Source organism: Nocardia sp. NPDC050712, assembly GCF_040654295.1.
GTDB lineage: Bacteria > Actinomycetota > Actinomycetes > Mycobacteriales > Mycobacteriaceae > Nocardia.
Genome location: NZ_JBFAHT010000004.1, coordinates 861,592 through 884,720, shown reverse-complemented (window position 1 = coordinate 884,720; position 23,129 = coordinate 861,592). Strand labels below are relative to the sequence as shown.

At 69.4% G+C, this 23,129-nt stretch carries 20 protein-coding genes; 15 read left to right on the top strand and 5 right to left on the bottom strand.

What is annotated here, in order from left to right:
* Window positions 1–7 precede the first annotated feature (7 nt).
* From AB0H76_RS32085 to AB0H76_RS32055, 7 genes are all read left to right on the top strand, one after another.
* On the top strand, window positions 8–1,693 hold the full coding sequence (locus AB0H76_RS32085) for a hypothetical protein (RefSeq protein ID WP_357330771.1): 1,686 nt from the start codon (window positions 8–10) through the stop codon (window positions 1,691–1,693).
* Window positions 1,694–1,989: 296 nt separating this feature from the next.
* On the top strand, window positions 1,990–4,530 hold the full coding sequence (locus AB0H76_RS32080; RefSeq protein ID WP_357330770.1) for an MFS transporter: 2,541 nt from the start codon (window positions 1,990–1,992) through the stop codon (window positions 4,528–4,530).
* A 74-nt stretch (window positions 4,531–4,604) separates the two neighbouring features.
* Window positions 4,605–4,769 carry a hypothetical protein gene (locus AB0H76_RS32075; protein WP_357330769.1) on the top strand — a complete coding sequence of 55 codons (165 nt, stop codon included), beginning with the start codon at window positions 4,605–4,607 and terminating at the stop codon, window positions 4,767–4,769.
* Window positions 4,769–5,512: a hypothetical protein gene (locus tag AB0H76_RS32070; RefSeq protein ID WP_357330768.1), complete on the top strand. Its 744-nt coding sequence runs from the start codon at window positions 4,769–4,771 to the stop codon at window positions 5,510–5,512. Before AB0H76_RS32075 ends, AB0H76_RS32070 begins: the two co-directional genes overlap by 1 nt.
* A 79-nt stretch (window positions 5,513–5,591) precedes the next feature.
* Window positions 5,592–6,461: a PHB depolymerase family esterase gene (locus AB0H76_RS32065; protein ID WP_357330767.1), complete on the top strand. Its 870-nt coding sequence runs from the start codon at window positions 5,592–5,594 to the stop codon at window positions 6,459–6,461.
* Window positions 6,462–6,546: 85 nt separating this feature from the next.
* Complete coding sequence (locus AB0H76_RS32060; protein WP_357330766.1) at window positions 6,547–7,941, top strand: AIM24 family protein; 1,395 nt, start codon at window positions 6,547–6,549, stop codon at window positions 7,939–7,941.
* 54 nt (window positions 7,942–7,995) lie between these two features.
* Window positions 7,996–8,682, top strand: a complete 687-nt coding sequence (locus tag AB0H76_RS32055) for a Mut7-C RNAse domain-containing protein (RefSeq protein WP_357330765.1) — start codon at window positions 7,996–7,998, stop codon at window positions 8,680–8,682.
* Window positions 8,683–8,687: 5 nt separating this feature from the next.
* On the opposite strand, the gene AB0H76_RS32050 is transcribed toward AB0H76_RS32055, so the two are convergent.
* Window positions 8,688–10,265 carry an ATP-binding protein gene (locus AB0H76_RS32050; protein ID WP_357330764.1) on the bottom strand — a complete coding sequence of 526 codons (1,578 nt, stop codon included), beginning with the start codon at window positions 10,263–10,265 and terminating at the stop codon, window positions 8,688–8,690.
* A gap of 394 nt (window positions 10,266–10,659) precedes the next feature.
* Here AB0H76_RS32050 and AB0H76_RS32045 point away from each other — a divergent pair, with 394 nt between their 5' ends.
* From AB0H76_RS32045 to AB0H76_RS32030, 4 genes are all read left to right on the top strand, one after another.
* On the top strand, window positions 10,660–11,082 hold the full coding sequence (locus AB0H76_RS32045; protein ID WP_357330763.1) for an Rv3235 family protein: 423 nt from the start codon (window positions 10,660–10,662) through the stop codon (window positions 11,080–11,082).
* 60 nt (window positions 11,083–11,142) lie between these two features.
* Window positions 11,143–11,610 carry a hypothetical protein gene (locus AB0H76_RS32040; protein WP_357330762.1) on the top strand — a complete coding sequence of 156 codons (468 nt, stop codon included), beginning with the start codon at window positions 11,143–11,145 and terminating at the stop codon, window positions 11,608–11,610.
* 4 nt (window positions 11,611–11,614) lie between these two features.
* Window positions 11,615–11,806 (top strand): hypothetical protein, encoded by a 192-nt coding sequence (locus AB0H76_RS32035; RefSeq protein ID WP_357330761.1) that lies wholly within the window; start codon window positions 11,615–11,617, stop codon window positions 11,804–11,806.
* An 80-nt stretch (window positions 11,807–11,886) separates the two neighbouring features.
* The gene (locus tag AB0H76_RS32030) at window positions 11,887–12,363 is read left to right on the top strand and encodes a lytic transglycosylase domain-containing protein (protein ID WP_357330760.1); all 477 of its coding nucleotides are present in this window, start codon (window positions 11,887–11,889) and stop codon (window positions 12,361–12,363) included.
* 4 nt (window positions 12,364–12,367) lie between these two features.
* Here AB0H76_RS32030 and AB0H76_RS32025 read toward each other — a convergent pair whose 3' ends face one another.
* Window positions 12,368–13,000 (bottom strand): NlpC/P60 family protein, encoded by a 633-nt coding sequence (locus AB0H76_RS32025; RefSeq protein ID WP_357330759.1) that lies wholly within the window; start codon window positions 12,998–13,000, stop codon window positions 12,368–12,370.
* A gap of 382 nt (window positions 13,001–13,382) precedes the next feature.
* Between AB0H76_RS32025 and AB0H76_RS32020 the strand changes: the two genes are divergently transcribed.
* Window positions 13,383–13,652, top strand: coding sequence for a DUF2277 domain-containing protein (locus AB0H76_RS32020; protein WP_357330758.1), 270 nt, complete (start codon window positions 13,383–13,385; stop codon window positions 13,650–13,652).
* Window positions 13,653–13,656: 4 nt separating this feature from the next.
* Here the strand turns inward: AB0H76_RS32020 and AB0H76_RS32015 are convergent, their stop codons facing one another.
* The 3 genes from AB0H76_RS32015 to AB0H76_RS32005 all read right to left on the bottom strand — a co-directional run bounded on the left by AB0H76_RS32015 (window position 13,657) and on the right by AB0H76_RS32005 (window position 16,722).
* Window positions 13,657–13,944, bottom strand: coding sequence for a hypothetical protein (locus AB0H76_RS32015; RefSeq protein ID WP_357330757.1), 288 nt, complete (start codon window positions 13,942–13,944; stop codon window positions 13,657–13,659).
* Between the two features lie 55 nt (window positions 13,945–13,999).
* The gene (locus AB0H76_RS32010; RefSeq protein ID WP_357330756.1) at window positions 14,000–15,307 is read right to left on the bottom strand and encodes a phosphatase PAP2 family protein; all 1,308 of its coding nucleotides are present in this window, start codon (window positions 15,305–15,307) and stop codon (window positions 14,000–14,002) included.
* 137 nt (window positions 15,308–15,444) lie between these two features.
* The gene (locus AB0H76_RS32005; RefSeq protein ID WP_357330755.1) at window positions 15,445–16,722 is read right to left on the bottom strand and encodes a cytochrome P450; all 1,278 of its coding nucleotides are present in this window, start codon (window positions 16,720–16,722) and stop codon (window positions 15,445–15,447) included.
* A 330-nt stretch (window positions 16,723–17,052) separates the two neighbouring features.
* Between AB0H76_RS32005 and AB0H76_RS32000 the strand changes: the two genes are divergently transcribed.
* The 3 genes from AB0H76_RS32000 (at window position 17,053) to hrpB (ending at window position 23,100) form a co-directional block, all read left to right on the top strand.
* Window positions 17,053–18,954, top strand: a complete 1,902-nt coding sequence (locus AB0H76_RS32000; RefSeq protein WP_357330754.1) for a CocE/NonD family hydrolase — start codon at window positions 17,053–17,055, stop codon at window positions 18,952–18,954.
* Between the two features lie 98 nt (window positions 18,955–19,052).
* Complete coding sequence (locus AB0H76_RS31995) at window positions 19,053–20,624, top strand: alpha/beta hydrolase (RefSeq protein ID WP_357330753.1); 1,572 nt, start codon at window positions 19,053–19,055, stop codon at window positions 20,622–20,624.
* A 46-nt stretch (window positions 20,625–20,670) separates the two neighbouring features.
* Window positions 20,671–23,100 carry an ATP-dependent helicase HrpB gene (hrpB, locus tag AB0H76_RS31990; RefSeq protein ID WP_357330752.1) on the top strand — a complete coding sequence of 810 codons (2,430 nt, stop codon included), beginning with the start codon at window positions 20,671–20,673 and terminating at the stop codon, window positions 23,098–23,100.
* Window positions 23,101–23,129: the final 29 nt, after the last annotated feature.

Here is a 23,129-nt window from a genome sequence, read left to right as displayed (position 1 = left end):
GGTCCAAGTGACCATCGAGCACCCCATCGAGGACGAGGTGACACAGCTGGCAAGACGGGTCGAGCGGGCCCGCGGCCGACTGGCTTGGCAGTTCGACCCAGCGCTCACCGAAGCGCTGTCCGAGGACGAGCTACACGCCGAACGCGAACTCGCCGAGCGGATCCGGGAGCAGGATCGGGGCCAGCGCTGGAAGGAAGTGCAGGCCCTGTCCGCGGCTGCCGACCGGGCTCGGCTGACCACCGAAGCAATCGAGAAGGCCGACATGCGTGATCTCCTGGTCGCCCGCAAGGCAATCGCCGCGCAGCGGCGGGAATCCAGCCCGCATGCCCGGCTGGCCTCGCTGTACCGGCACCGGGCCTGGTCGCTGCGTGCCCTGGCCGGCGTGGTCGGCGCGGGCATGCTGTGGTCCGCGGTGAACGTGCAGCACAACATCGCGCCGGGCGGGCCCTCGGATCCGCTGTTCTGGTTCAGCTATCTGCTCGAAGGCATGATCAGCGTCTGCCTGATCATCATCATGATCGGCACCAACAAGGTGTCCGAGTGGGGTGTCGTCGACAGTCGCGGGCAGGTCGCCCTCGCCGAGCTGGCCCTGCTGGGTCTGACCGTCTCCCTCAACACCTATCCGTATCTGCGTGGCGGCGAATGGTACGAGGTCGCCGTGCACGCCATCGCGCCGGTGATGATCGGCGTCGCGCTACTCATCCACGACGCGGCGAGCGCCCGCTACGGGCTAGCTATCGCCCGGGCCACCGAGCAGGTCAAGGAGATGCCGGATCCGGCCGAGCGCATCCGGCGGCAACTGCCCTCGATGGCCAGCTACACGCGCAGCGCCGTGGCCAGGCCGGTGGAGGAGGAGCCGGTGCCGGCCGTCGAGCTCGAGGTGCTCGAAGAGCCGGCCGCGGAGCTGGAAGCCGAGCCCGAGGTGGTCGAGGCCGAAGAGGTCGCGGAGGTCGCGGAAGTCGTCGAGCCGCCCGTGCGCAATGTCCGGCGCAACGGTGCGCCGGTCGCGAACGGCGCACCGGTACCGAACGGTGTCCCGGCCGCCAACGGTGGTCCGGTGGCGGTCGAGAAGCGCCGTGCACCAGTCGATTCCGGCAAGACCGTCGCGGTCACGAAGGCCGACCAGGCGGTTCCGGCCAAGGTGAACGGCCGTCCCGCCGCTCCGGCGGCCGCCGAAAAGCAGCTCGCGCCAGTCGATGTCGAGACCGTGCCCGTGGCGGCCGAGCCGCCGCGCCCGGCCGCGCGCGTCAGCACGCCGAAGCCGGTCGTGGCCGTGCCGTCCGCGCCTGCCGTGAAGCCGGCTCCGGTGCAAGCCGCACAGCCGGTTCCGGCCAAGGCCGCGCCGGTACCGCCCGCCCCGGTGAAGGCCGCACAGCCGGCACCGGTCAAGGCCGCGCCCGCGCCGGTGAAAGCCGCACCCGCGCAGACCACTCCGGTGAAAACCGCGGTGAAGTCCGCGCCCGTGAAGGGGCGCAAGGCCGAGGCCCCGGCGGCCTCGGAGATCACCGTGGTGGCCGACCGCGAGGCGGCCGGCAAGGCCGTCGCACCCGAGAAGACCGGCACGCCCGAGCCGGATCCGCTCTACGACACCGGTCAGTTCCGGGTCGCCGACATCCTCGAGCAGGAGCTCGCCGCGTTGCGGGCCGAGCGGAGCAAGGCCCGCACGAGCAAGCAGCGCACGGCCACGCGCTGAGGTATTCCGGCCCCGTGACACCCTGACCCCGCGCCCGAACCCGGTCGCGGGGGAGGGGTGTCCACGCGCACCCGGTGCGCGGTATCTATAGTTGCTCGCAGATCGCTTGTGGCGCATGGCCTGTCGATTACGACGGGCCTGCGATGTTCGAGATATACCGCAGGACTTCGATTTACCCAGTGCCTGATCGGCGGTGTTCGCAACGCCCTCCGTGGCTCCGCTGCGTTACCGCCTCCGGGCGCTGAGCTCGCACCGCAGTCCCTTTCCGGATGGTCGATCAGAGCCGAGGCCCCTCCATGACGAACTCGAGAACCACCTCTCTGTCGCATCGGCAGATCCTGACCATCCTGTCCGGTTTGCTGCTGGGTATCTTCCTGGCCGCCCTGGATCAGAACATCGTGAGCGTCGCGATCGTGCCGATCGCCAACGACCTGCACGGATTCGACGAACAGGCCTGGGCTACCACGGCATATCTGATCACCGCGACGATCAGCACCCCGCTCTACGGCAAGCTGGCCGACATCTACGGCCGAAAACCGTGCTATCTCATCGCGATCGGATTGTTCGTCCTGGGGTCGGTGGCCTGCGCGTTCGTCACCTCGATGTATCAGCTGGCGGCCTTCCGCGCCTTCCAGGGGCTGGGCGCGGGCGGTTTGATGTCGCTGGCGTTCACCATCCTCAGCGATATCGTCCCGGCCCGGCAACGGGTGCGCTACCAGGGCTATTTCATGGCGGTCTTCGGTTCCTCGACGGTGCTCGGCCCGGTGCTCGGCGGCTTCTTCTCCGGCTACGACGAACTCGCGGCGTTGGACGGCTGGCGCTGGGTGTTCCTGGTGAACGTGCCGATCGGCATCCTCGCCTTCCTGGTGGTGAGTAAATTCCTGAATGTCCCGCACGTGCGCCGCAAGCAACGTATCGACTGGTTCGGCGCGCTGACGCTGACCGTCGGCGTGGTGCCGCTGCTGATCATCGCCGAGCAGGGGCGCCATTGGGGCTGGGAATCCCAGCGCGCGCTGATCTGCTACGGCGTCGCGGCCTCCGGTGTGCTGCTGTTCATCATCGTGGAATTGCTGATGCGCGATGCCGCCCTGATTCCGATGCGGCTGTTCGACAATTCCACTTTCAGCGTGTCCATTGCCGGTGCCTTCCTCGTCGGCGTCGCCATGTTCGGCGCCATTGTCCTGGTGCCGCTGTATTTCCAAGTGGTACGCGGATATTCGCCGACGAAGTCCGGTCTGCTGATGCTGCCGCTGGTGGTCGGCATCATGATCGGCGCGCAGATCTCGGGGCTGGTCACCCAGCGCACGGGTAGATACAAGATGCTGCCCGTAGGCGGTTGCTTCCTCATCTCGCTCGGCGCGCTGCTGCACGCGCAGGTGGAATTCGACAGCCCGCTGTGGCAGCCGCTGGCCTGTAGCGGAGTGATCGGCGCCGGGCTCGGCTTCTGCATGCAGACCCTGATCATCGCCGCGCAGAACGCCGGCCCCCGCCAGGACATGGGCGTGTCCACCGCGACGGCGACCTTCTTCCGGCAGATGGGCGGCACCCTCGGTGTCGCGATCTTCCTCACCATCCTGTTCAACCTGTTGCCGAACAAGATCATCGACGCGTTCGGCGGCCGGCTGCCCGCGGGTTTCGACGCGGCTCAGCTCGGCGCCATCACCAGCGACACCAGCGGCATCGCCGGGATGGCCGAGGAGCTGAGAGTCCCGGTGCTGGTCGGTTTCACCGATGCCATGAACGGCGTGTTCTACACCACCGCGGGCGTGGCCCTGCTGGCCGGCCTGGTGCTGCTGTTCATGAAAGAGCTGCCGCTCCAGGATGATCCGATCGAACTGCTGGTCGCGGCGGAGACCGGGCGCCACCCGCGGGACGCGGACGAGACGCACGACTGGGACGACGCGGCGCAGGCGTTGCCGCCGGAACCCGAACCGGCCCTGGAGGTCACCGCGCCACTGGATCTCGGCGGCGACGGTGACGACGAGGACGAAGACGAGGACGAGGACATCGCCGCGCTCGCCGATCTCGATCAGGAGAATCCCTCGCTCACCGGCCGCATCCATCACGAAGACGGCCGGCCCGTTCCCGATGCCGCCCTGACCCTCATCGACAAACGCGGGCTCCAGGTCACCCGCGCCACCGGCGACGGCTACGGCGACTACGCCATCTTCGCCCCCGAGCCCGGCACCTACGTCCTGATCGTCTCGGCCGCGGGCCATCAGCCCACCGCGATCAGCGTGGTCGCCGGGCCTTGGCCGCAGCAACTGGATCTCACCCTGATGGGTTCGAGCGAGGTGTCGGGCGTGGTCCGCTCGGTGGTCAGCGGCAATCCGATCGACGGCGCGACGGTCACGCTCACCGACCGGAGCGGCGATGTCGTCGGCGCCGCGCTCAGCACCGAGGACGGCCACTTCGTCTGCCACGACGTGGTTTCGGGCAGCTACACCCTGGTCGTGATCGCCGAGCACATGCGCCCCTACGCGGCCGCGCTCACCGTGCCGCACAGCGGTTTGCTGCGCCACGACATCGATATGGATCCGATGGCGGTGCTCGCCGGGGCGGCCGTGGCCGACGGCCGCGCGGTGCCGGACGTGCAGATCATGGTGCTGGACGTGGCGGGCGATCTCACCGCGACGGTGCGCACCGACGAGGCGGGTCAGTACGTCGTTCCGGATCTGCCCGAGGGCGAATACACCGTGGTGGCACGGGGTTATCCGCCTGTCACCAGCCGGGTCACCGTGTCCGGCGGGGAAGTCGAGCACGATGTGCGCCTGGGCTACGGCCGCGACATCGACACTGAACTGCTGGAACACGACCAAGATGTAGCCATGAATTAAAACGGACAATTGGCGCTATAGTGCGTTAGCTGTGTGATAACTCACACTTGACTACGCCACCAGCGAGGATGCCCATGTACACCTTGCTCTTCCTGCTGACCCTGCTCTGCGTGCTGACCGTTCTGCTGAGCGGCCGGGCCGGTCCGGGTTCGCGTGCCCTGTGGACGATGACGCTGATCGCCGTTGTCGCCGCGTCTGTTCCGCATGTCGCCGACCACACCTTCAGTCTGGAGTTCTGATGCGCGCACCGGAGCACCGGCCACTGATGACCGGCGATCGGCGGGTGGCCGGCCGGCGCTTCAGAGCCGCCGAGACCCGCGGCGCCGGAGACGGATTCATCGGCCGCACGGCCACCGCCGAGCCGTTCCTGGCCGCCGAGGTCTTCGGGAGCGGCGGCGGCCGCCGGTTCGGCCTGGTGCTCGCGCACCTCTACGTCCTGGCCATGTGCGCGATCCTGGCGCTGGCGTTCTGGACCCAGTTCGGGCGCTGGGAGTATCCCGGGCCGATGGGCCTGCTGCAACGAATGTTCTTCCTGCTCAGTGCGATCGGGCCCGGCTACCTCATCGCCCGGGCGCGCGACGGCGAGATCTCCGCGCGCGACTGGGCGTGTGGCTGGGGCTGGGCGGTCAGCACGGCCGGGTGTGGCGCCGTGCTCGCCGCGGCCCGGGTGCTGACGCAGATCGCCGACCCGGACCGGGATTTCACGGCCGGGCTGTTCGGCCTGCACCTCGATACCTGGGCGCTGATCGTGTCCGCGGCTGCGGTGCTGGCGGCCGGACTCGTGCTGTTCCTGACCCCCGCCGTCGGCCCGCGGGAGTTCGTCATCCGGCCCGCGGATACTCGCACCGCCGCGCTGTGCACCCTCGGTGTGCTGGCGCTGTTCGCCCTGGCGAACCTGATCGCGTGCTTCTTCTTGCAGGGCCTGCATTGGCAGCCGACCGCGGATCCGGACAGCTATACATTCTTTTCCGATCTGAATTGAGCCCGTCGGCGGCGCGGAAATGCCATTGTGGCGCAACGATTTCGGCATTATCGATCGGGTGGGCATGTCATAGTTGGGCATGTCGTGGCTACGCAGTATCGGTGCCATCGCTGTCGCGCTGACCGCCGTGGTCGCGGTGGCCTGCGGCGATTCCGAAGAGGCGCCACCCGCGGACAAACCCGGACCCGGTGATCAGACCGTCACGTTCGAATCCGGCGGCAAGACCAGGGCCTACACCGTGCACGCGCCGCCGGGCTACGACGGCGCGACCGCGTTGCCACTCGTGGTCGTGCTGCATTTCCGCCCAGGCACTTCCGCCGCGATCGCCCAGAGCTCCGGCATGAACGCGAAAGCCGATCAGGAGAATTTCCTCGTCGTCTATCCGCAGGGTCTGAACGATGCCTACAACGCCCTGGTGTGCTGCGGTTCCGAGGACGATGTCGGGTTCATCGAGCAGGTGGTCGAACGGATGACCGAGCTGTGGAAAGCCGATCCGAAACGCGTTTATGCCACCGGTATTTCGAATGGCGCGGACATGGCGTTCAAGCTCGCCGTGGAAGTGCCCGGTGTTTTCGCGGCCATCGCGCCGGTGAGTGGCGGATTCATCGGCGACGTCGCGTTCAAGGACGAGACCTACAAACCGAAGACGCCGGTCTCGGTGATCACCTTCCTCGGCGGCAAGGACCGGGCCGTCGCGCAACTCGGCCAGGGCATCGAGACCTGGCGGCAGCGGCTCGGCTGCACGGTCCAGCCGGTCGCGCAGACCCTGCCCCAGGGCATCACGCTGACCGCCGGGAAATGCGGCGACGGCAGCGATTTGCAGGTCTACCGGCTCCCGGAGATGGGCCACGCCTGGCCCGGCGGCACGCGCGGGGTGCTGGTCGACGGTTCCGCCGGGATCAGCGCCACCGATCTCCTGTGGGACTTCTTCAAGAATCGCGCCAGGTGAACTGGCACTCGAGCGCGCCGCACGGCACACTCGATGCTGTGTTTCACAAACTCCCCGGAGTGGCTGAGAACAGCGGAGCGAACCGGTGACCGCGCTGGCTCGTGGTGAGAACCGGCCCGTGCCCGGTGACCGGCTCACGGTCACCGTCACCTGCATCGATCCTGTCGATGTCTCCGCGCTGCTGCTCGGGGCGGACGGCAAGGTGCGCTCCGATGCCGACTTCGTGTTCTTCAATCAGCCGGCCGGGCCGGGTGTCACCTACCGGCACGGCGGCGGCGGGCCCGACGTGGTCGATGTGCAGATCCCCGCCCTACCGCCGGACGTGGACAAGGTCGTGGTCACCGCCAGCCTGGATCGGCCCGGCACCTTCGCCGCCGCCGGTTCGCTGCTGGCCACCATCGGATCCGCCGCCGGCACACTGACTTTCCCGATGACCGGGCTCAGCACCGAGACGGCCGTGGTGTGCGTGGAGATCTACCGCCGCCAGGGTGCGTGGAAAGTCCGGGCCGTCGGGCAGGGGTACGACAACGGATTGGCCGGTATCGCCACGGCATTCGGGGTCGACATCGATGACGACCCCGCGCCGCAGCAAGCGCCCTACCAGCCGCCGCAGCCCGCTTATCAACAGCCGCCCGCATATCAACCGCAGCCGCCGGCCTATCAGCCGCCGCCCGGGTATCAGCCGCCGCCGCCGCAGCCCGCCTACTCCGCCCCGCCGCAATTCCAGCAAGGAGCACTGCCGATGCAGAGCGATCTGTTCAACCCGAGTTTCGCGGAGGCCAGCGGCCCCGGCATCCAGAAGCAGGGCGGCAAGATGATCAAGGTCGCCGTCGCCGGCGAGGTGATGGCGCGGGCCGGGTCGATGGTGGCCTACCAGGGTGATCTGCAGTTCAAGGCGCTCGGCTCGGGCGGCATCGGCCGCGCCATCCAGCAGCGGCTGACCGGCGAGGGCGTGCCGCTGATGAAGGTCACCGGCCACGGCGATCTGTTCCTGGCCAACGCCGCCGCCGATGTGCACACCGTCGATCTGGACGGGTCGGACGGGCTCACCATCAACGGCTCCAATGTCCTGGCCTTCGACTCGAGCCTGCGCTACGACGTGAAGATGGTCTCCGGCGCCGCCGGAATCGCCAGCAACGCCGGGCTTTTCAACTGCGTCTTCAGCGGGCGCGGGCGGATCGCGATCACCACGCACGGCTCCCCGGTAGTGCTACAGGTGGACCAGCCCACCTTCGCGGATCCGCAGGCGGCGGTGGCGTGGTCCTCGAGTCTGAACACCGGCATCAAGCGCAACGACTCCTTCGGCCTGGGCCGGCTCATGGGCCGCAGCACGGGGGAGGGGTTGACGCTGTCGTTCTCCGGTCGCGGGTTCGTCATCGTGCAGCCCTCGGAGCTGCCGCCCGGTGGTCTGCTCGGCGGCACCGGCGGTGGCCAGCAGGCCGGTCAGTCCGGCGGCGCCCTCGGTGGTCTGTTCGGCTGAGCCGTCGGCGAAATACGCTGGCTGACCGGCGGTTCCCGCTGGCATGCTGACGAGATGAGTGAATCGGGGATCACCATCGAGTTCGCGCCGGAGCTACACGTGTTCGTCGCGGCGGCGCTGCGCAACGGGGGTGCAGTGGTACGCACCGACGGCGTCTCGAGTCTCGGGCATGCCGTGGAGTCCATGGGCGTTCCGCTGACCGAGGTCGGTGAACTCCTGGTCGACGGCCGCCCGGTCCGGCCCGCGCACGTTCCCGCCACCGGCGAATCCATCGAGGTCCGCGCCGTCGCGCGCCCGCAACCCCGCACCGAACCGCTGCGCTTCCTGCTCGACATCCACCTGGGCACCCTCGCCCGCCGCCTGCGCCTGCTCGGTCTCGACGCCGCCTACGAGAACCCCGATATCGGCGACGCCGCCCTGGCCACCCGCTCCGCCGCCGAGCACCGCATCCTGCTCTCCCGCGACCGCGGCCTGCTCCGCCGCCGCGAAATCTTCGCCGGCGCTTACATCTACAGCCACCGCCCACCCGAGCAACTCGACGACGTCCTCACCCGTTTCGCCCCACCCCTGGCCCCCTGGACCCGCTGCACCACCTGCAACGGCCTGCTCCGCTCCACCACCCCCGACCCCACCCTGGCCCGCTGCACCACCTGCGGCCAGACCTACTGGAAGGGCGCCCACCACGCCCGCCTCAACGCCATAGTCACCCACGCCCTGACCCAGGTCCCCCAACCCGGCTGAACGGTTCAGGCCCGCAGCAGCGTGACGCTTCGGCCGGCCGGAGTCTGTGCTTTGTCGAAAGCGGTGCGTGCGGCGATCGATCCGGCGGTGGGGCGGCGATCGAAGATAACCAGGGTGCCGGTGTCCAGAACGAGTCGGTCCAGATAGCTGTCTAATTGAGCCAGCCCGTCCGTCAGCGGGTCGGCTTGATGACCGGCCCAGACCTTCAGTTCCAATGCTTCGCGCTGTTCGGCCTGACGGCCCTCGGTATCCGTATATGGCTGCCGGACAAGCAGATCGATCCGGCCGCGCCCGACACCGACTTCACGTTCGACGTATCCGCGACCGTTCACGATGCGGTGCAGGTAAGCCATCAACACCAGCTGAGCGGCCGCCTCGTGATAGTTGTCCCGATTCGCGAGCACATCGCCGTGCTGGATCCAGAAAGCCGCGAACTCTTGCAGTAGGTGGGGAAAGTCGATGCGGCCGTCCGGGAACCGGAAACTCGACGGCTTCGCGGTCACCGCGGACTCGGCGCTGGCGCCGAGGACACGCACGATCACTTCCTGATAGATCGGGTTGGCGATGCGGAGCTGCTTGCCCTGGGCGATCAGACCCAGATCCTTGGCGTAGCTCGTGTCGTCATCGAAGTCGGACCGTGGTGGGCGGACGTTGCCGACGATGACCGGTTCGAGCACACGCTGCACGCGTGGGTCGTTCAGTTTGTCGATGAGCGAATCCAGGTGCGTGGCGCGCGCCAGGATCAGTCGTTCCTTGGCTTCCTCCACGTGATCGAGAGTGATTGTCTCGCGGACCCGCATCTTTCCGATGATCTCCCAGGCCAGCGCGTTGACCAGCCAGGGCTGGCCCTGGGTGTACCAGTACGCCAGATCTATGGCTTTGTCGTCGAATTCTTGTGTGGTCTCGGCGGTGTGCTGGTGGTACAGCTGGGTCATCTCGGCCTTGGTGAAATCGCCGAGGCGGATCGATTCGATGGCAATGTTGAATGGGCTGGTACCGCCGAGGCGCCCGGGGTCGCCGCCAGAGGCTGCTTTGTAATCGCGTACATCACGCATCCCGCACAGCACCACGGAGTGCACGAAATGCTTACGATGCTGGGTGTATCCGGAGCGCAACTGTCGCAGGACGCTGATCAGACCCGCTCCGGAGAGCGTGTCGATTTCATCGAGGAACAGCACCAGCGGACGCGGGCATTTGGCGACCCAAGCAGCTAGTCCTGCCTTGAGGCGAGTGCCGGGGGCTACATCCGGCCACACCTCGGGCGGCAGTAGATCCCCGTCCCAGCCCTGGAGTGCAGCGGCCTCGCGAATTTCGCTGAGCAGAGCTACTTCCAGCCCGGTGAAGTCGTCGCCGAACGGAGCCACGGTCTCGCAGGAGACCGATAACGCGAGGAAGTGGCCATCGGCTGCGAGCTGCCGAGCCATGCCCAACAGCGCCGTCGTCTTGCCGCTCTGGCGAGGTGCATGGACAACGAAGTAGAACCCGAACTCGAAGTACATCTGCGCATCGGGCAGCCGCTCGTCGGCCGGAAGCATGTAGTGCAGGTCCGAATCACACGGACCAACCGTGTTGAAGTACCTCACCGCGCACACCCTACCCAGGCGAGACTCCGACACGCCCGGGCGTTCACCAGGCCTGGAAAATGTGTAACAGCTTCCGTGGCGCCGACGAGTAGAGGGCAACTCATGCGGAATATGCATGACTGCCCGCGGTGTTGGTGCTCGGTTGCGGGGTCGGGCTCGATGAGGGGACGACGGTGTGAGCGAAGTACGTAGGTATGTGCGGCCGGCGCCGAATTATGAACCGCCCCTGCGGAGTTGTGGGTGTGAGCCGCGGCGGCGGGTGGGGGCGGAGGCGTGGGTGGATCCGTTGCCGGTAAGTCGCGAGGAGCCGTGTTCGGTTGATCGGCGGGCGATTTCGCCGCGCTTGCGGGGTGGCCGGGCACAGGAGGGTGCGGCACCGGCCGAGTCTGCGGATGTGGGCAAGGCGGTGCCGGCGGGTGCGGGCGATATTGTGCCGCGGGCTGGAACGACGGTTGCGGGGGAGCGGTCGCCGGTCGCCGGGGCGGCGCGGGCGGGGGCGCGCAGGTTCGCGGATCGGGTGTTGCGGGCAACGTTGGAGGTGCTCGATCATCGCCGGCCGGTGGCGCAGTTGGGCGCGATGGTGAGTCCGCAGGTGCTGGAGGCGGTGCGCACGATGGTGGTGTGTGATTCGGCGCCGAGCCGGGATCTCGGGGCGGCGGTGCTGGGCCCGGTGGACGTGGTGCTGGTCGACGCGGTGACCGCGGAGATCTGCGCACGGTACGAGCGCGGCCCGCGCACACTGGCGATCGCCGCCCGCGCGCAGTGCACCCGCGGCAACGGCTGGCAGCTGACGGTCTTCCGGGTGCTGGGGCTGTAGCGCATGCGGCACAACGCATTTCAGTGCCCCGAGCCGGGCGCCACGGCTACCCTGGATGACGTGCGCCGGTTGATGCTGTTGCTGGCCCTGCCGCTCGTCGCCTGCGGGGCGCCGGAGCCGGAGTCGGCGCCGATCCCCGCGAGTACCTCCTTCGCGCGCACTCCCGAGGATTGCTCGGAGTTGGCGATCACCGCGCTCGAGGTCCAGCCGGGGGTGGCCAATCTGTTCGGCACCCATGCGGAGTTGCTGCCGAAGGGGCAGTTCGTCCGGGTGCGGATCGCGATCACCAACACCGGCAACCGCGTGCACGACACCCGGTCGGAGGATTATCAGCTCGTCGACACCGCCGCCGCGGGTCACCGGATGAGCATCGACGCGATGCGCGTGAAGCGGCAGCTGTCGGATCTGGAAATCGGCGCGGGCAACCGGCTGGAGCTGGATCTCTGGTACGACCTCCCGGTCGGCGCGATCCCGCGGGAGCTACGGGATACGGTGTGCGCCAGCACCATTGCGTTCCCGGGCCGGTGAGCGAATGCCGAAGCGATATTCACCGCAGGTCCGGGCCGAGGCGGTCCGGCTCACCCTGGAATATGTCGACGCGCACGGCTCGGCCTACGCCGCGGCCCGGCTCATCGGGCCCACGGTCGGCGTGCACTACGAGACGCTGTGGATGTGGACCAAGCAGGCGCTCTCGGAACGGGCCTGGCGCGCACAGCGCGAGTAGCCCGGCGTGTCCTTCGTCGGAGAATGTGTAACTAATGGTTTGCTCGAATCCGCGTTCCGAATGCGGAAGGAGCAAAACCTATGGTCCGAATGCCTGCACTGGGGGTTGCTGTCTTCTGTGCCGTGCTGCTGTGCACCGCCCCGGCGGCGGCCGAACCCGGCCGCGGCGGCCCCACGGCCGCCGAATACGCCGCCGCGCAGATCCCGCACTGCGATACCCCGGAGTGCGAGTCCGCGATCCGCCAGGCCGGGATGACAATGGCCCTGCTGCGCGCGACGAACAAGCTGATCGCCCTGTCGATCGTGCCCGCGCACCAGTTCCCGGCCTTCGACAACATCATCATGCGCGAGAGCGCCTGGAACCATCTGGCCCGCAATCCGCAGAGCGGCGCCTACGGCCTGGGCCAGGCGCTACCGCCGGAGAAGATGTTCACCCACGGCCTGGACTGGACCGTCAACCCGGTCACCCAGATCCGCTGGACCTACGACTACATGAACAAGCGCTACGGCGGTCCCGACGGCGCCTGGGCCTTCTGGCAGGCCAACCACTGGTACTGAACGATCAGGCGTCGACCGGACGGCGGATGCCGTCGATCGGCATCTGGTCGACCGGCGCGTAGGTGACGTTCTGGCCCGAGCTGGGCGCGTGCACGACCTGGCCGTCGCCGGCGTAGATGCCGGTGTGCGAGCCGCCGTTGTAGATCACGACATCGCCGGGCCGGGCCTGGTCCAGCGGGACCGGCGTGCCGACGTAGCCCTGCTCCTGGCTGGTGCGCGGCAGGCCGACACCCTCCTGCTCGTAGGACCACTGCACCAGGCCGGAGCAGTCGAAGCCGCCGGGCTCGCTGCCGCCCCACACGTACGGGGTGCCGATCTGGGATTCGGCGGCCTGCAGGGCGCGCAGCCCGGCGGCCGACGGCGGCGGCGGGACGATCTGGCCGACCACGTCGCGGGCCTGGTCCTGGTAGGGCTGGGGCACCTGGTTCAGCAGGTCCTGGGCCTGCGGCGAGGCGAGCTGATCCTTGACGGGCTGCGGCACGTCCGGGATCTCGACCGCGCCGACGCCGGGAACCTGCAGGGTCTGGGCGAGCGCCGGGACGGCGGGCAGGGCGGCGGTCGCGGCGACGGCGCCGGCCAGGATGGCCAGGCGAGCGGTTCCGCGCAGGCGCGAGTTCCGGATGTGATGTTTACCCATGAGGTTCGGCAATCTCCGTTATTCGTCGTGCACCCGCCGGCTCGCATGGAATGCGCAGCGGCAGCCGGGTCGGACCGGAGTTCGGCCCAACGCGACCGGGCTTTACGCACGCGGTCGCTATCACCCCCGGCGCCATGGGTCCCGGCTCGGCTCTGGGCCGACCAGGGCGGGTGACTTGCTTGATCGCAAGATTGCCTCAAGTTTACTACGATTCAATAACGGAGTTCAAATCAGGATCGTTTCAGAGTCGGAAAACGCCTGTTCAAAGCCGATAAATCGAAGGTAACGGCAGCGGCTCGCCGAGTGGCGCTCGAGTGTTGCCAATCGCAAAAATCTGGCCTATAAGGCGGCGCTTGTCGGTGGCGGCTCGTAGCCTCGGAGTATGTGCCGAAACATCACCGCGCTGCGCGGCCTCGAGCCCGTGGCAACACCCGAGGAAATTCAGGCGGCGGCCCTGCAGTATGTGCGCAAGGTCGGTGGCCTCTCCAGCATTTCCGCAGCAACTAAGCCGGCGGTCGAGGAGGCGGTCGCGGATATTGCCGCCGCAACGGCTCGGTTACTCGCGCAGCTCCCGGACCGCAAGGTACCGCCGAAGACGATCCCGCCGCTGCGCCGCCCGGAGGTCCAGGCGCGCCTGCACGCGCACGACTGAGGTGTCAGGCCATCTCTTCGAGATCGGCCAACTGGGTGTGCACATAGGCCGCTATTCGATGTCGCGCGGCGGCTGGGAGCCGGGCGATGTCCGCGGCCGTCAGCACCGGCTCGCTGGGCACCTGCACCTGGTACTCGTCAGGTTCGGGCGTTTCTGTGACCACCGATAGGTGATCCGGCCGGGGCGCCGCCACAGGACGTTCAGGTTCGTCCGGGTCGGCTCCGGCTAATGCCGTGCGCACCATGTGACAGAGAATATTGCTATTCCCCTGGTATTGCGGCGAGTTCGCCATCGATGCAGGAAAGTGGGGTATCCAGCAAACTCGAGGTTTGCAAAAAGAGAATTCGTTACGAGGTGCCTCGGGTGGGCGCGAACCAGGTGCGGTAGAACGTGATTGCCAGCGTGGCGAACAGTCCGAGGATCGCCAGGCCGGACGGCAGCGGATGGGCCGCCATGGTCAGCGGCAGATAGCGCACGCTGAGCAGCACCGTCGCGAACGTCGCGACGCCGAGCGCCACCACGCGCACCCGGGCCTGGTCCCAGCCCCGCTCCGGATTGCGCAGCACGGATTCGATGGTCAGGCACAATGCCGCGCCCACAATGAGATCCACGCCGTAGTGCGCGCCCAGGCCCAGGGTCGCGGTCAGCGTGCATACCAGCCAGAACACCCCGCCCCAGCGCAGCCAGGCCGGCCCGCGTCTGGAATGGATGAACAGCGACAGCGCCCACGCCGTGTGCAGGGACGGCATGCAGTTGCGCGGGGTGATGCCGTCGAAGGGCATCGCCGTCAGCGTGGCAGGTACCGGCGGAACGACATCGGGCCAGACATTCGCCAATTCCATGCCGTGGCCCCAGGATCCGAACGCCAGGATCGGCCCGACGACCGGGAACAGCACATAGAACAGCGGCCCGACCAGGCCGATCGTCAGGAACGTCCGCACCAGGTGATGGCTGGGCCACCGGCCCGCGGTGACGCCGCGCAACTGCCACACGGCGACCACGATGGCCGCGACCGGCAACTCGAAATACACCCAGCGGACCAGGCTCTCGAACCACGGCGCCGCCTCCAGGACCTGCCCCACCAGCCACGACGGGTTGCCCAGCGCCCGGTCCGCCACCTGGACGTAGGGGTCGAGCACCATCGGCCGGGCCCACGCGGTGATGTCGAGCCAGATCTCGCCGACCTTCGTCGCGAGGATCAGCAGCGCACCGAGCGCGATGGTGCGCAGCGCGGTTTCGCGCTGGGTGCCGCTCCAGCGCACCGCGGCCAGGATCGCCAGCACGGTGAGCACGATGGTCGGGCCGTTGCCGATGGTGAACTTCGCGCCCTCGATCGCGCGGATCGCCACGAACACCAGATCGAGCGCGACCGCGGAGGCGAGTGCCGTCACGCGCACCCGATTGGTGACGCCGACCAGCGCGAGCAGGAAGCCCGCCCAGGAGGTACTCGCGGATTTCGGAATACCCGCGTAATCGCGGAAGAGGCTGGTCAGCGGGCCGAGTGCGCCGATGTGCACGGCCATCACCTGACCCGCGATCAGGACGAGCAGTGCGGCGGCGATGCCGCCCCAGATGGTGATCGGCCGAAAATGCCCATCCCGCCGCTCGATCCCCGCCGAGCGGGCCGAACGGTCGTGCGGGTCGAGAATGAGCATTCGGACATCGTAAACACGATGTGAACGCGGCCGTAATTCGTGGTTGACATCCGGCTGCCGGCGCACGGTATCGAGCGGCTCGGCCGGGTCCCCGCCGAGCTCGCCGGTCCCTGTGTGGCGAGCCCAGCGGGTCTCGGTCACGAGGCGATCGACCACCGGGAGCGGGCGCCGGGTGCGGCGGTCAATTGGACCGGCAGCGCGGTGAGCCCGCGGATCAGCATGCTCTTGCGCCAGGACAGGTCGCCGAACTCGCCCGTGAGGGTCAGGTTCGAGGTCCGCTCCAGCAGTCGGGTGAGCGCGATGGTCGCCTCCATCCGGGCCAGGGCGGCGCCCACGCAGTAGTGGATGCCGTGCCCGAACGCGATGTGCCTCCGGTCGGAGCGCTCGGCGTCGAAGCGGTCCGCGTCCTGGAAGCGCTTCTCGTCCCGGTTGGCCGCGGCGAGGGAGATCATGATGAATTCGCCCGCCTCGATCCGCTGACCGCCGAGGGTGACCGGCGCGGTGGTGAAGCGGGAGGTGGCGATATGCACCGGGCCCTGGGTCCGCAGGATCTCCTCGACGAACGCCGGGATGCCCGCCGGATCCGCCCGCAGCCGCTCGGCCAGCGCCGGCTCGCGCAGCAGTTGGTGCACCGCGTTGCCGATCAAATTGACCGTGGTCTCGTGCCCGGCCGCCAGCAACAGCAGCAGCATGGAGATCAGTTCCTGCTGATCCAGTCGATCGCCGTCGTCCATGGCGACGATGAGCTCGGAGAGCAGGTCCTCGCCGGGCTGCTCGGTGCGCGCCGGAATGAGATTGTTGAGATAGGTGAAGAAGCTGATGCCCGCGCTGGTGCGCTCCTCGATGGAGGTGGATTCGTCGACCACGCCCGCGGTCCAGGCCCGGAAGTCGTCCTTGTCGTCTTCGGGGACGCCGAGCAGTTCGCAGATCACCGCGACCGGCAGCGGGAAGGCGTAGCTGTCGAGCAGATCGACCGAGCCCTCGGCGCACATCTGGTCGAGCAACTGGTCGGCGATGTCGGTGATGCGCGGGCCGAGTTCGCGAATCGCGCGCCCCGCGAAGGCCTTCTGCACGAGCTTGCGCAGCCGGGTGTGCTGCGGTGGATCGGCGAAGAGCATGTTGTCGGTGATGGCGGCGTTGAAGTTTTCCCCCGCGCCGTGTTTGGCGAGGACCGCCTGGCCCGCGGGGGAGCCGATGTGCTTGCTGATGTTGGGTTCGACGCAGGCTTGCTTGGCGACGTCGTGGTCGACGATGAGCCAGCCCTCGACGCTGTCCACTCTGACTCTGTGGATCGGCCCGAGCCGGTAGAGCTCGCGGTAGACCGCGTGCGGATCCTGGTAGAACTCGTCGGTCAGCTCGATGATCTCGGGCGTGCTCGGCCCCGCCGTCGATGCGGCGGAATCCAGGATATTCACGTGCTCAGGTCCTTTCGACAAACGATCGGGTGTCGGTATGTCGCGCAGAGCAGCCGGGGGCCGAGGCAGCAGGACGCACCTGCTCGGCAGTGGAACTTCGTCGGAATCGACCGGTCTGCGACTGTGAGTGGGTCGAGCTGTGGAGCACGGTCTGCGAAACCGGCGGCAGCGTGGCGGCCCGGCCGGTCGGAAGACTATGGCACAGCGGTGCGGGACGCGCCTTTCCGGGACCGGGCGTCACGCTTTACTTGCGAGTAAAGCTGTGTCAGGGTGAGCCGGTCACGGTCGGGATCGTTGTGACGCACAGCAATTGGATAGTGGTGGTTCGACATGATGGTCCGGCGGTGGCGGCTTCTGGTCGCGGTCGTATCGATGACGATGGTCTGCGCCCTCGCGCCGCAGGCGGCGGCCGACGCCGTGAGCACGCCCGGATGGGCCGACGGGTGGCAGCAGACCAGCTATCCCGCCATCGCGGCCGAGCGCGACACCGCGATCGTGATGAGTGACGGAATCGCGCTGCGGGCCAATATCTTCCGACCCGCGGCGGCCGACGGCCGGGCCACCGACACGCCGCTGCCGGTGCTCCTGTCGATGACCCCCTACCTGAAGCAGGGCGCCGATCCGGTGGCGGGCGGCGGAATGATCGGTCTGTCCCAGGAATTGATCCGCAGCGGCTATGTCTCGGTGGTCGTGGATGTGCGCGGCACCGGGGTCTCGCAGGGCGTGTGGGACGTGCTCGGCCCGCGCGAGCAGGCCGACACGCTCGAGGTGATCGAGTGGGCCGCGCGCCAGCCCTGGTCGAACGGCTCGGTCGGCATGAGCGGCGCCTCCTATCTGGGCATCAACACGGTGCAGGCGGCCGCGCACCGCCCGCCCGCGCTGAAGGCGATCCTGCCGGTCATCCCGGGCTCGGATCTGTTCCGCGACATCGTCGGCACCGGCGGCGCGATCGGCCTCGGCTTCATGCCGATGTGGCTGAGCATCGTCAACGGCGGCAAGTGGGCCTCCGGCCTGCAAGCCATGCAGCAGGGCCGATTCGATCCGCGCTGGCTGGCCGACCGGCTGGCCGCACCCGCCACCATGCTGCCGGAACTCGCTGCCGTACTTGCCAGCCCGGATCTGGCCGCGTTGCCACCGGCGACGGTCGACCTGGCCGGCTACAGCGACTGGTACCGCGCGCGGCAGTCCGATCCGAGCCGAATTCAGGTGCCCACCTTCGTCATCGGTGGCTGGCACGACATCTTCGCCAACAGCCAGCCCGCCATCTACGACGCGATCCCGCTGCCGCCCGGGCAGAAGCAACTGCTGATGGGCAACGGCTACCACGCCACCGCCACCAAGGGTTTCGGCGAGCCCGGCGCACCGCCGTCGGTCACGGCCTTCCAGCGCGCCTGGTTCGACAAGTGGCTCAAGGGGATCGATACCGGCATCGAGAACTACGGACCCGTCACGCTCTACCAGCAGGGCGGCGGCTGGACCTCCGGCGACAGCTTCCCGCGCGCGGGCGTCGACTACCAAAGGCGTTATCTCACCGCCGATCCGAGCGCGAGCGCGCCGCACGCCGTGTTCGACGGAAGCCTGAGCCGCACCGGCCCGGCGGCCGTCGACCAGTTGACCGTGGCGCCCGGCCTGCGCGGTCTGTGTTCGCGCCAGGCCATCGAGGGCACCGCGGGCATGGTCGCCATGCTGCCCGGCGGCACCACCTGCGAATTCGATTCCCGCTTCGCCGAAGCCGAGGCTCTGACCTTCAGTACCGCGCCCGCCGAGACGGCGACGGTCCTGTCGGGCCGGATGAACCTGCACCTGAATACGGTGCTCGACGCCACCGACGGCTTCTGGGCGGTATCGGTCAACGACGTCGCGCCGGACGGCACCTCGACGGTCCTGTCCACCGGCCAGCTGGTCGCTGGCCTGCGCGCTGTCGACGAGGCGCGCAGCACGCGCACACCCGAGGGCGACTACCTCGAGCCCTACCACCCGCTGGACATCGCCGCCGTCGCACCGCAGACCCCGGGTGCGCCAACGGTTCTCGACATCGGCCTGCTGGCGACCGATGCCGTGATCCAGCCCGGGCACCGGTTGCGCATCGACGTCTATGCCTTCAATGTGCCGCGCGCGCTGCCGATCGGCGCCTCGATCGCCGCCGGCGGCCTGCGCCCACAGCAGGTGCGGCTGGATCCGGCCGAACCCAGCTACCTCACCCTGCCGCTGCACGGGCGGCCCGGCTTCTGAGCCGGTGTGGCCAAGGTCTCCGTTTGTGGCCCCCGCGATCACGGGTATGGCACGATCACGCGGTTCGTTGCTCGGTTGCGGGAGGCTTCGGTGTGGATGTGCGGTTGAGACCCAACAGGTTTCGCGGCGTCCGGCGCGCTGTCTCGGCGGTGGTGCTGGCGGTGGGCGTGCTCGGGCTTCCGGTGCCCGCGCACGCGGACGACGGCGCCGACGCCTACGTAGATCCGCTGGCCTCGGCCGCGTATACGCCTGTGCTCGCCTGGTCGGAGTGCCAGGACGGCTTCGAATGTGCCTCCGCACGGGTCCCGTTGGACTACAACCAGCCCAACGGCGAGCAGATCGACCTCGCGGTGCTCAAGCTGGCGGCCACCGATCCCGCCCAGCGCCTCGGCACGCTGTTCGTCAACTTCGGCGGCCCCGGCCCCTCGGGCGTGGACCGGCTGCGGGAACGCGCGCAGTGGCCGTGGCTGTTCTCCCCGGAGCTGCGCGCCCGATTCGATCTGGTCTCCTGGGATCCGCGCGCGGTGGCGCGGAGTTCGGCGGCGCGCTGCTTCTCCTCGGTGGAACAGCAGCTGGCCTTCCTCGGCTCGGTGCCCGAAATGCCCACGGCCCCCGGCGAAGAGACCGCCTACTACAACTGGTCCCGGGACTTCGCCGAGCGCTGCCGCCAGCAGGCCGGCCCGATCCTGGACCACGCCTCCACCGCCAACACCGCGCGCGATCTGGAGTTGCTGCGCCGCGCGGTGGGCGACCCGAAACTGTCCTACCACGGTATTTCCTACGGCACGCAGGTCGGCGCGGTCTACGCCAACATGTTCCCGAGCCGGGTGCGCGCCATGGCCTTCGACGGGTCGATGGACTTCGAGGGCAACGTCACCGGGCACGAGGGCCAGGGCACGGTCGTCCCGCTGGACACCAGACAGGATGTCGCCCAGGGCATCTCGGAGACCTTCGAGGCCTTCCTGCGACAGTGCACGGCGGCCGGGCCGCGCTGCGACTTCGCGGCCGGCGATCCGAAGCTCAAGTGGGTCGTGCTGGCCGAGCGGGCCCGGCTGTCCCCGATCCGGCTGGACGGCCAGGCCTGGACCTATTCGGCGATCATCAACGCGGCGGCGGAACTGTCCCAGTCCTCGACCTACCCGGAGCTGGCCACACTGCTCCAGCGCCTGTTCGACGCGGGCACCACGCTGCCCGGCATCCTGCCGATTGCCAAGGGCGCGTCCTACACCGGTAACCGCACCGAGGCCTTCCACGCCATCCAGTGCGCCGACAGCACCGTGCCCACCGATCCGGAGATCTACACCCGCGCGGCGTTTTCCGAAGATCAGCGGGTGCCCTTCTTCGGTCGCATCCCGGTATTCGGCAGCGCCACTTGCGCTTTCTGGCAGGCGCACGACGCCGACCGCTACACCGGCCCGTGGAATCGGCGCACCGCCGCGCCGATCCTGGTGCTCAACAGCCGATTCGACCCCGCGACCCCGCTGCCCGGCGCCTACGCGGGCGCCGAGCAACTCGCGGCGGCGCGCGTCGTGGTGATCGAAGGCGCGGGCCACAGCAGCATGTACGTGCCCAGCAGCTGCGCCGAGCGCATCAAACGGGAGTACCTGTTCACCGGTGAGCTGCCGCCGGACGGCACCCGCTGCGGTATCGACCGGTCACCGTTCGACTGACCGGCGGCGTGGGCGCTCCCGCCCGGGCCAGGCACACTGATCTGCGATGAAGCTGCCCGAACTGCCCGACCTCCCGGTCCGGCCGCACCTGTCCCGGATCGCCGCCACGCTGGCGTCCGCGGGCACGGCCGTGCTGGTTGCGCCGCCTGGTACCGGCAAGACCACGCTGGTCCCGCTGGCCTTGGCCGCCGGGACCGGCGGCCGGATCGTCGTGGCCGAGCCGCGCCGGCTGGCGGCCCGCGCGGCGGCGGCCCGGATGGCGGCCCTGCTGGGGGAACAGGTCGGCGCGACCGTGGGCTACTCGGTGCGCGGCGATCGCCGGGTCGGGCCGGGCACACGCATCGAAGTCGTCACTTCCGGCCTGCTGGTGCGCCGGTTGCAGGGCGACCCGGAACTGTCGGGTGTGGACACGGTGGTGCTCGACGAATGCCACGAACGTCACTTGGACGCCGATCTCCTGCTTGCGCTATTGCTGGACGCGCGCGCCGGCCTGCGCCCGGATCTGCGGGTGCTGGCTACCTCGGCCACCGTCGCCGCCGATCGCCTGGCGGCTCTGCTCGGCGACCCGGCGCCGGTGCTCGAGGTACACGGCCGGGCCTACCCGGTCGACTTCGCGTACCTGCCCGCGCTGCCGCGCGAGCGGATCGAAGCGCAGGTGGCGCGCGCGACCCGCGCCGCGCTGGCCGAAACCGACGGTGACGTCCTGGTTTTCCTGCCCGGCGCCGCGGAGATCCGCCGCACCGCCGACCTGCTGTCCGGGCTGGGCGAGGTGGATGTCGTTCCGTTGCACGGGCGCCTGTCGGCGGCGCACCAGGACACCGCGTTGCGTCCGGGCGCGCGCCGCCGGGTCGTCTTGTCCACGGCGGTGGCCGAATCCAGCCTGACCGTGCCCGGCGTCCGCGCGGTGGTGGACTCGGGGCTGGCGCGGGTGCCGCGCATCGATCACCGGCGCGGCCTGTCCGGGCTGGCCACGGTCCGGGTGTCGGCCGCGGTGGCCGAGCAGCGCGCCGGTCGCGCCGGCCGGGAGGCGCCGGGGCGGGCCTGGCGGTGCTGGCCCGAGCACGAGCACTCCACGCTGCCCGCCTATCCGGAACCGGAGATCCGCACCGCCGACCTCACCCGGCTGGCGCTGGAGCTGGCCTGCTGGGGCACCGCGGACGGGCACGGCCTGGCCTGGTGGGACGAGCCGCCGGTGGGTGGGCTGACCGCGGGCCGCGCCGTGCTGCGGGCGCTGGGTGCGGTGGAAACCGAAGGGGCAGTGACCGATCGGGGCCGCCGCATGGCCGCGCTCGGGCTGCATCCGCGCCTGGCCCGGGCGCTGTTGGACGGCGCGCCCGTGGTGGGCGCGCGGGCGGCGGCCGAGGTGGTGGCGCTGCTCGACGACGACAGCATCGCGCCCGCAACCGATCTCCGCGCCGCGCTGCAGACGCTGCGCCGGGACCGCCCGGCGCGCTGGAAACGGGAGGTGGATCGCATCGCCCGGCTGGTCGCCGACAGCCCCGGCGGTGCGGACGACCCGGCTTACGTTGCCGCGCTTGCCTATCCGGAGCGGCTGGCGCGCCGCCGCGCGCCGGGCTCGGCAAGCTATCTGATGGCCGGTGGCACCGCGGCCACGCTGCCGCCGGGTTCCGGTCTGGGCGAGGCGGAGTGGCTCGCGATCGCCGGCGCCGCGCGGGACCCGGGCCGCACCGACGCCCGAATTCGCCTGGCCGCCATCGCCGACGCGGAGCTGGCCCGCCGCGCCGCGCCGAATCTGCTCGGCACCGCCGACGAAGTCGAGTGGGTCGACGGTGACGTCGTGGCCCGCCGGGTGACGCGCCTCGGCGCGATCGTGCTGTCGGAGAAGCCGCTGCGCGATCCGGACCCCGCACTGGTCACCGCGGCCGTCCGGCGCGGCTTCGAGCTCGGCCTGCTGCGCTGGGACGCCGACGCGCTGGCCCTGCGGCAACGCCTGGACTTCCTGCATCGCACGCTGGGCGCACCCTGGCCCGCCGTGGACGACGCCGCCCTGCTCGCGGACCTGGACCGCTGGCTCGGCCCGGAGCTGGCCGGCGCCCGCCGCCGGGCCGACCTGGCCCGGATCGGCGCGGAATCGGCTCTGCGCCGTCTGCTGCCCTGGCCCGAGGCGGCCCGGTTCGACGAGCTCGCTCCGGAGCGGCTCGAGGTGCCCTCCGGGAGCCGGATCCGCCTCGACTACGCCGCCGATCCGCCGGTGCTGGCGGTCAAGGTGCAGGAGATCTTCGGGTGGGCGGAGACGCCGCGCCTGGCCGGTGGCCGGGTGCCCGTCGTGCTGCACCTGCTCTCACCGGCGCAGCGCCCGGCCGCGGTGACCGCCGATCTCGCCTCGTTCTGGCGCACCGGCTGGCCGCAGGTCCGGGCCGACCTGCGCGGCCGCTATCCCAAGCACGCCTGGCCCGAGGACCCCGCCACCGTCACCGCCCATCGCGGCACCGCCCGCAACGCCCGCCGGGACTGAGTACCGGCCCGCTGGCTATGCTCTGGCAA